Here is an 8,229-nt window from a genome sequence, read left to right on the forward strand (position 1 = left end):
CAAAAATACCATTCTAGCCGAACTCAAGAATCTTTTGGTCTAAAAATTATAGCTCAGCGAAATTAGGATATTCCTTCCAGCACCGGAAATGCCCGAGCTGTAAGGCCGATAGCGTTGATCGGTGATGTTTTCGATTCCAACCAGAGTGTGTATGGTTTTATAAATCGGATAGCTCACTTTAAAATTGGCGGTGTACCAGGCAGGGGAGTAGTTGTTTCCGTTTTGATCTTTGGCATAAATTTCATCTTTGTTTCGCTCTTCAATGGCTAGATGTTCAAAACTTTGCTCTCCTTGGTACTGGAAATATAGCTGGGCGGTTAACCCCTTTTTTTGGTACTCCAACCTACTTAGCCCAAAAAAAGGTGCCGCATGACGGGAAGGACTGAGGCTTCCATCGCTAAGTTCTTCTTTTCCTTGCTGGTAATTCAAATCTGTGAAGAATTTCAAGGTTCTGGAAATGCGCATTTCCATTCCCATTTGAAGGCCAAAAACACGTGCTTGTGCCGCATTCTGGATGGCTTGAACTTGACTCAACTCCCCCTGGTATCGAATACTGTCTGCACCATTCAAGCTGAAATTTCTTCGAACCAACGCGTCATCCAAAATCGTGTAATATGCACTGAAGTCAACTTTGACAAAATCCCTGAACTTTTTAGCAAAGCCAAGGTCCACACTGTAGGCGTATTCAGGCCTTAAATTGGGATTGGGCACGGTTACTGACCCAGGCTCGGAGTCAAAAACCTTTCCCAAGTCGTCCACATTTGGCGCTCGGAACGCAGTTCCGAAGTTACCCTGAACGACCCAATCCGAATTCGGTCGGATGGCCACTCCAAGGCTTCCGGTGAGAGCTCCTTCGTTTAGTTCGCTTTCCTCAAAAGGGAAGGAATAAAATTCATCCGAGAAGGTGGCCGAAATTTGATTTCTACTGTAGCGCAGTCCTGCTTGAAGGTTTGCTTTTTGAGAAAGACCAAATTCTTCGTTGAGGTAAATTCCCCAGGTGTACCAATCGGCAGCCGGGTACCTGGCAGGACCTGCTTGGACTTGTCCGGTTTCGATTTGCTGGGTCATTCCTGTAGATTCTACCTTATTTTTGACCCATTCAATTCCGTAACTTACCGTGTGTTTTTCATCGATTAGTTTTTGAAAATCCCAATTGATCGAAACAGCATCCACATGTTCTTCCTGAATGGTTCGTAGTGGGTCTTGGAAGCTGCGATCTATTCTGCTTTCCTCAAAAACCTGATGGGCGATTTTTAAACTCATCTGATCAACTAATCGAAGATCGGCGGTATGTTTTACCTGAAGAAGATTCAATTGCCAGACTTGTGGGCCGTAATTCCATTCCGCATAGCGAGGAAGGCTATTTCGGGTCCGGTTATGCCGATCATATCTGCCATAGGGAGAAGTTTGAGATCGGTGAAAACCATAGTCAAAATCCCAGGAAGCATTGGGTTTGAAGCGAATTTTTTGCATCACATTGTATTGAGAATATGCCGAGGGAATCTGCTTTAATCTCCCTTTTTCTTGGGCAACAATCTGATCAATCCCATTGAGACGCTTGACATGAAATGGCTTCAAGTAATCATCGGGCCCATTTTTTCCCTGCCGGAGGTGATCGTAATCCCAATTGGAAAAGCTAGTGAGCAAGGCCCATTTTTTCCAGCCTAAGTTTAAGTCGGCATGAATGGTTTTTTCCTGGTTGGAAGAAGAATATCGACTGTTGAGTTTTCCAGAAACCAAAAAATTCTTCTCCCCAGAAAAGGTTGGTTTTTGTGTTTGAAAACTCATCACCCCACCAATTGCATCACTTCCATAAATAACTGATCCGGGACCAAAAAGCACTTCGGTTTGGTCTAGGATAAAAGGATCCAGATTGATCACATTTTGGATATTTCCTCCACGGAAAATTGCTGAATTCATGCGAACCCCGTCCACTACATAAAGCAAACGATTGGTTGCAAACCCCCGTATCATGGGGCTTCCCCCACCTTGTTGACTTTTTTGAATGTAAACTTTGCCGGATATCCCCAGCAAATCCGCAGCCGTTTGAGGATTTTGAAAAGCGATGCGTTCTTTGGAAATCGTGCTGATTTTTATGGGTAAATTGGCCGACTGCTGATTCCATTTTGTGCCTGAGATGACTATTTCGCTGAGCTGGAGATTGGTTGGGACAAGGGCAATGCGAAAATTTTGGCTTTTCAGTTCAGTAAAGGAGCGCTGCACTGTTTCATATCCCATCAGACTGATTAAAATTGACTTTGACCCGACAAAGGGGGCCATATCCACCTCTCCGGATTCATTTGAGAGGGAGATCAGCTCGGAGGATGGATTAATTAAAGTCACTTGTTGAAGTGGCTCGCCGGTTTTTTGGTCTGTAATTTTTAGCATTTGGGCAGGAGCATAACCCACCCACCCAAGCATGCACAAGAGCATGAATAGTATTTTCATGAGAATGAAGGGATAAATCCGATACGTTAGGATAGGCGCAGGTATGACTTTTCGAAGAATATACTCAAAAAAGCTCCACTGCAGATTGGATTTACCTAGGAGAATTTGGAGGTGGAGTAGGAGGTGAGTATTGGCGCTGAGAAAGGGGGATGGTTGGATTTGAATTGGCTTTACTCAAGGGAGAATAAGCAGGATTGGCCGTCCAGTTTTCGCTAGAAGACTGAAAGAGCTGGAAATGGAAATCTGTGATTGTGGGTTGATCCTCACAGGGCTCCTCACCGAGATCACCTTGAAGAAGGTGGGCCAGTTTCAGTTTAAGCTCAGTTTCCTCATGGTCGGCATAAACCCTAAGCTCGATTAGCCCGTCAACGGTCCGACGTTCGATGACATCGTACATTTGCCCTTCGTACTCAAATTCCCGATCATGTTCCCACCGGAGGTTTTCTTGAATTTCTTTTGGGGTAAATTGAAAAGTTAGAATTCGTTCGCGATCAAAGCCTTCCTCGTATTTTTTTTCCACCGATTCCCGAACTGTTACCAATTGGGATTTTAGCACCAAAAACAGGAGTAACACTGGAGCAATCAGTGCCAAAAGAAAAATAATGCCGTAGATTTTCTTTTTCAAAAGTAGTCAGTTCTAGGTAATCAAGGAATGAAATTGAAAAAAAACGAATCGAAAACCAGCGAATTTGACATGCTTTGTTAAAAAATGATTTTAGCGGAAGGATGGTGAATTGAAAGGCAAAAGGTCACAGTTCAGCATTAATCCTTAACCGAACACTAGGGTAAAAATAAAAATGATCCCGATGGCCGTCCAGCCCATAATCAGCGTACCCAAGCTATGGGATTGATTTCCCTGACGAATGCTCATGCCCGAAAGCTGGGTCACTACCCAATAGGCGCTGTCATTGGCATGGGATATCCCCAAGGATCCTGCACCGATGGCTAATGCGGCAAACACCCTCATTAAATCGGTATCTAATCCTAATGGGGATAAAATCGGAGCAACGATCGAGGCGGTGGTAATCATAGCCACCGTGGTTGACCCTTGAGCAGTTTTCAGTGCAAAGGCGATCAAAAAGGGTAGAAAAATCCCCCAATTGGCATCTCTCATGCCCATGCTGACCAGTTCGCCAACTCCGGAATTTTGAAGCATTTTTCCAAATACCCCACCTGCTCCAGTAATAAATATAACCGGAGCGGCAAGTTGAAGAGCTTCTCCTAACCATCCGCTGGCTGCCAGCATTTTTCGATCAAATTTTTTAGGTAAGCTAAAAGATAAACAAGCACCGATGAGCAAGGCAATCACCGGAGAGCCAAGGAATAAAATCAGGTGTTGAAAATCACCTTTCCCAAATGGAGCAGCGGGATAATTGGCGATTGAGGCCAGAATTATCAAGAATAAAGGAAGTAGAATCGGCAAAAACGCATGAAAAGTCGAGGGGAATTTAGCAGCATCCAACTTTTCTTCCTGGATTACCAGAGTTGGCTTTAAGTTGATTTTACAGACCCATCGGTTGACAAATAAGTAAGCAGGGATCAAGGTTAAAAGGGAAACGATCATACCCCAAAAAATCATTTGCGCCAGATCTGCACCCAGAATCCCCGCAGTGGCTATGGGGCCGGGAGTAGGTGGAACCAGGGAATGGCTGCACATGGCCCCGAGCGAAAGGGCGACGATGGTGGCTGCATATGATTTTGAACTCTTGAGTGCAAGCGATTTGGCTATTGGGTTCATCATAATGATGGTCGAATCTCCAAAGACAGGAATCGATAAAACGTACCCCCCCAACATCATGGTGAGATTGACCGATTTTTTACCAATCCAAGCTAAAATCTGCTCAGCAATGACTAGGGCTCCACCGGTTTTTTCCAGAAAGGTCCCTAAAATCACGCCAAATAAGATGAGTAATCCCACCGAGCCCAATACCCCGCCAAAGCCCTCTGTGATGGATTGTAAAATCAATTCTGCACCCATTCCAGTCACTAATCCATAAAAAATTGCACCGACAAAAAGTGCTAAAAAGGGATGGATGTCATACTTGATAATGGCCAAAAGGATCAAGGCCAATATGGCTAAGATGGAAAAAACAAGTAGCATAATAGGCAGGATAAGTTGGGTTTGAAAGGAGTAATATGTTTAAAAATTCTCAAAAATGAGCATGTGTTGCTCATTTAAATCACTGCAGGAAGCAATGGGCGTCTTTCCAAAGGGAAGAAATGAAAATGAGTGAAAAAATAAGTACTTGGAATTTTTAGCATTGGGATTCGCCTCCCGGTTTATGTCGCAGCGATGAAAGGTAAGTTTCTGATAAATATCACCTTTTCTATTCCTTGATTTTGTAGTAATTTAATCCATCGATGTAGCGCAAAAGATCCATAGTTTTTATCTATTGGATTTTTGTTTCAATCAATAAAAAATATTGCTAACTTCGAAGTTGAAAAAGAGATTAAACTTTAAACAAAAATACAAATCACTATGTCAGACAAAGATTTAAACCCAAATGGGCCTCGAAGTTATGATGTCAATGGTGGCCATGCTAGTAGTGGTGGTGACCTCAGCAAGTGTCCTTTTCACAATGGGGAAATGAAGCACGTCGCAGGGGGTGGAACCAGTAATCGAGACTGGTGGCCCAATCAACTTAGATTAGATATCCTTCGTCAGCATTCCTCCAAATCCAATCCTATGGGAGAAGATTTTAACTATGCTGAAGCGTTCAAATCTTTGGATTTGGATCAAGTTAAAGCTGATATTGAAAAAACACTGACTACTTCTCAAGACTGGTGGCCTGCCGATTATGGGCACTATGGTCCTTTTATCATCCGGATGGCGTGGCACTCAGCGGGAACTTACCGCGTAACTGATGGCCGAGGTGGTGGAGGTACAGGAACTCAGCGGTTTGCCCCACTGAACAGCTGGCCCGATAATGCCAACTTGGATAAGGCTCGCCTTCTACTTTGGCCGGTTAAGCAAAAATATGGTCGAAAGCTCTCTTGGGCTGATTTGATGATTTTGGCAGGAAACGTTGCTTTGGAATCGATGGGTCTGCCCACCTACGGATTTGGGGGTGGTCGAGAAGATGTATGGGAACCAGAAGAGGATATTTACTGGGGTTCAGAAACCGAATGGCTCGGCGATAAGCGATATACGGGAGACCGTGAATTGGAGAACCCGCTTGGCGCGGTTCAAATGGGATTGATTTATGTCAATCCAGAAGGACCAAATGGTAAGCCTGACCCATTGGCAGCAGCCAAGGATATTCGGGAAACCTTTGGCCGGATGGCGATGAATGATTACGAAACCGTTGCTTTGATCGCCGGGGGGCACACCTTTGGAAAGACGCACGGTGCCGCTGACCCAAGTAAGTATGTGGGCCGCGAACCCGCTGGGGCTTCCATCGAAGAAATGAGTCAGGGATGGAAAAATACCTACGGTAAAGGTCATTCTGAGCATACCATTACTTCGGGATTGGAGGGAGCTTGGACGACTACGCCTACCCAATGGAGTAATAATTACTTCGAAAATCTTTTTGGGTTTGAATGGGAATTGTACAAGAGTCCGGCAGGAGCTCATCAGTGGAGACCTGTCAACGGCGGTGGAACTGGAACTGTTCCTGATGCCCATGATCCCAATGTCAAGCATGCACCATTCATGTTGACCACCGATATTGCCCTAAGAGTGGATCCCGATTATGAAAAAGTATCGAGACACTTTTATGAAAATCCAGCGGAATTTGCAGAAGCATTTTCAAAAGCTTGGTTTAAGTTAACTCACCGGGATATGGGTCCCAAATCCCTTTATCTAGGACCAGAAGTTCCTGCTGAAGATTTGATTTGGCAAGATCCAATTCCTGCGGTTAATCACAAATTAGTTGATTCGAATGATGTCGCTGGCTTGAAAGCAAATATTTTGGCTTCCGGTCTTTCGGTTTCCGAATTAGTAGGTACCGCCTGGGCATCAGCTGCCACCTATCGGAATTCCGATAAAAGAGGAGGAGCAAATGGAGCACATATCCGATTGGAGCCATGCAAAACTTGGGAGGTAAATAATCCTGCTCAACTTGAGAAAGTATTGAATACCTTGACAAGCATCCAAGAGGAATTCAACAGCACCGCTTCTGAAGGTAAAAAGATTTCCTTGGCAGATTTGATCGTCCTGGGGGGATGCGCTGCTGTAGAGAAGAGTGCCAAAGATGCTGGTTTTGAGCTGGAAGTGCCATTTACCCCGGGTAGAATGGATGCTTCTCAGGAACAAACCGAGGTGGATTCTTGGGCTTTCTTGGAACCTAAAGCGGATGGATTCAGAAACTACATGAGTAAAGTATGTCCGGTTAAAGCCGAGGAAATGCTCGTGGATAAAGCTCAGCTGATGACCTTGACTGCTCCGGAAATGACGGCGCTAGTGGGTGGAATGAGAGTACTTGGTGCCAATTGGGATGGATCCAAGCATGGGGTATTTACCGCTACACCCGGTAAGTTGACCAATGATTTCTTTGTAAATGTGCTTGATCTGAACACCACTTGGAGAGCCACCAACGACACTAATAATGTATTTGTTGGAAGCGATCGCAAAACTGGTGAACCGAAGTGGACGGGAACACGTGCGGATTTGATTTTTGGTTCAAATACGGAGCTGAGAGCGATCGCCGAAGTGTACGGCTGCGAAGACGGAAAAGAGAAGTTTGTCAAAGACTTCGTTAAAGCTTGGAACAAAGTGATGAATCTGGATCGTTTTGATCTAGCCTAATTCAGGCTAAGTTACCTATTGAAAAGGCAGTCTGGAAACGGGCTGCCTTTTTTAGGGATAATTCCCAGGGAGAGATCCTTAGGTTGTCAAATGAACCCTACCCAGTTCGGAAGAAAGAGGTATTTTTGAACTTTCCGTGAGAAGATAAAAAACCATGAGCCTCCTTTTTTCCATTTCATTTTCCATCTCAATGACTTTTACCTCGATGATTTTCGGGTTTTTGGTCAATGAGAAGATTAAACGAATGGATTTTTACCCTCGCATCACCCAGTGGGATTTGATCAAAGATGAGCGGATCAATCAGTGGATTGGAGTGGAGGTGATGAAGTTTTTGGTTACAAAAACGTTTTGGAGAAATCTCAATACCAAACTCAAACTTGTGGGAAAGCCGAGCGTGCAGGATTTGACTTCATTAAAGGAAGAAATGACCCATGCCGAAATCAGTCATTGGATTGGGTTTTTAGCCGTTTTTCTTGTTTCAGTTGGTTTTTTGATCAACCAAAACTATCAAATAGGCCTGGTGCTTTTACTAATGAACAGCATTTTCAATTTGTACCCGAGCCTGCTTCAACAACAAAACAAACGAAGGATCAATCGAATTATTGGGCAGGTTAACTCAAAAAAATAGCAGGGAAATCGCTTTTAGATTTTCAGGACTTTAGATCGGTACTCATCATCCAGAGCGGCGAGTAGTCTTTTTGAAGGCTTACTTTTCTTAGTTGATTTTTCCTGTTCGAGTAAGGAGAGCGCCATTTTGGTGATGATGTTGAAATTTAGTGCCGAGTGTTCAGTTTTTTTGAGGGAGGCATCTTCTTTGAAAATGACATCCAGACTCCAATGGAGCTTGTTTTCCACAGCCCAGTGACTTCTGATGGCTTGACTGATCACTTGTGGATCAGCGGGTAATGAAGTGATGTAATATCTGATTTCACTGGTTAGTTTTCCGGTCTGTTTGATGGTTCTTTCCGAGCTTAGCCTGACCACAGTTTTCAGCCCCGGCCACTGGAGTCTGTCATCCAAGAAATCCAACTGGT

General features: G+C 44.2%; 6 protein-coding genes. 2 read left to right on the forward strand and 4 right to left on the reverse strand.

What is annotated here, in order from left to right; genetic code table 11:
- Positions 1-39: 39 nt before the first annotated feature.
- The 3 genes from Q0L00_RS01895 to Q0L00_RS01905 all read right to left on the reverse strand — a co-directional run bounded on the left by Q0L00_RS01895 (position 40) and on the right by Q0L00_RS01905 (position 4,549).
- Positions 40-2,448, reverse strand: coding sequence for a TonB-dependent receptor (locus Q0L00_RS01895; RefSeq protein WP_297335163.1), 2,409 nt, complete (start codon positions 2,446-2,448; stop codon positions 40-42).
- A 91-nt stretch (positions 2,449-2,539) separates the two neighbouring features.
- On the reverse strand, positions 2,540-3,073 hold the full coding sequence (locus Q0L00_RS01900) for a hypothetical protein (protein WP_297335164.1): 534 nt from the start codon (positions 3,071-3,073) through the stop codon (positions 2,540-2,542).
- A gap of 144 nt (positions 3,074-3,217) precedes the next feature.
- Positions 3,218-4,549 (reverse strand): GntP family permease, encoded by a 1,332-nt coding sequence (locus Q0L00_RS01905; protein WP_297335165.1) that lies wholly within the window; start codon positions 4,547-4,549, stop codon positions 3,218-3,220.
- A gap of 378 nt (positions 4,550-4,927) precedes the next feature.
- Between Q0L00_RS01905 and katG the strand changes: the two genes are divergently transcribed.
- Positions 4,928-7,195: a catalase/peroxidase HPI gene (katG, locus tag Q0L00_RS01910; protein WP_297335166.1), complete on the forward strand. Its 2,268-nt coding sequence runs from the start codon at positions 4,928-4,930 to the stop codon at positions 7,193-7,195.
- Positions 7,196-7,349: 154 nt separating this feature from the next.
- Positions 7,350-7,823 (forward strand): hypothetical protein, encoded by a 474-nt coding sequence (locus Q0L00_RS01915; RefSeq protein WP_297335167.1) that lies wholly within the window; start codon positions 7,350-7,352, stop codon positions 7,821-7,823.
- 14 nt (positions 7,824-7,837) lie between these two features.
- On the opposite strand, the gene Q0L00_RS01920 is transcribed toward Q0L00_RS01915, so the two are convergent.
- Positions 7,838-8,229, reverse strand: a 392-nt coding sequence (locus tag Q0L00_RS01920; RefSeq protein ID WP_297335168.1) for an ISAs1 family transposase, incomplete at its 5' end; no start/stop codon positions are given.

The organism is Algoriphagus sp., assembly GCF_024305035.1.
In the GTDB taxonomy this organism is placed as follows: Bacteria; Bacteroidota; Bacteroidia; order Cytophagales; family Cyclobacteriaceae; genus Algoriphagus.

Excerpts from the sequence above, each read along its gene's own strand:
- katG (WP_297335166.1), top strand. The coding sequence starts at position 4,928 with ATGTCAGACAAAGATTTAAACCCAAATGGGCCTCGAAGTTATGATGTC.
- Q0L00_RS01905 (WP_297335165.1), bottom strand. The coding sequence starts at position 4,549 with ATGCTACTTGTTTTTTCCATCTTAGCCATATTGGCCTTGATCCTTTTG.
- Q0L00_RS01895 (WP_297335163.1), bottom strand. The coding sequence starts at position 2,448 with ATGAAAATACTATTCATGCTCTTGTGCATGCTTGGGTGGGTGGGTTAT.
- Q0L00_RS01915 (WP_297335167.1), top strand. The coding sequence starts at position 7,350 with ATGAGCCTCCTTTTTTCCATTTCATTTTCCATCTCAATGACTTTTACC.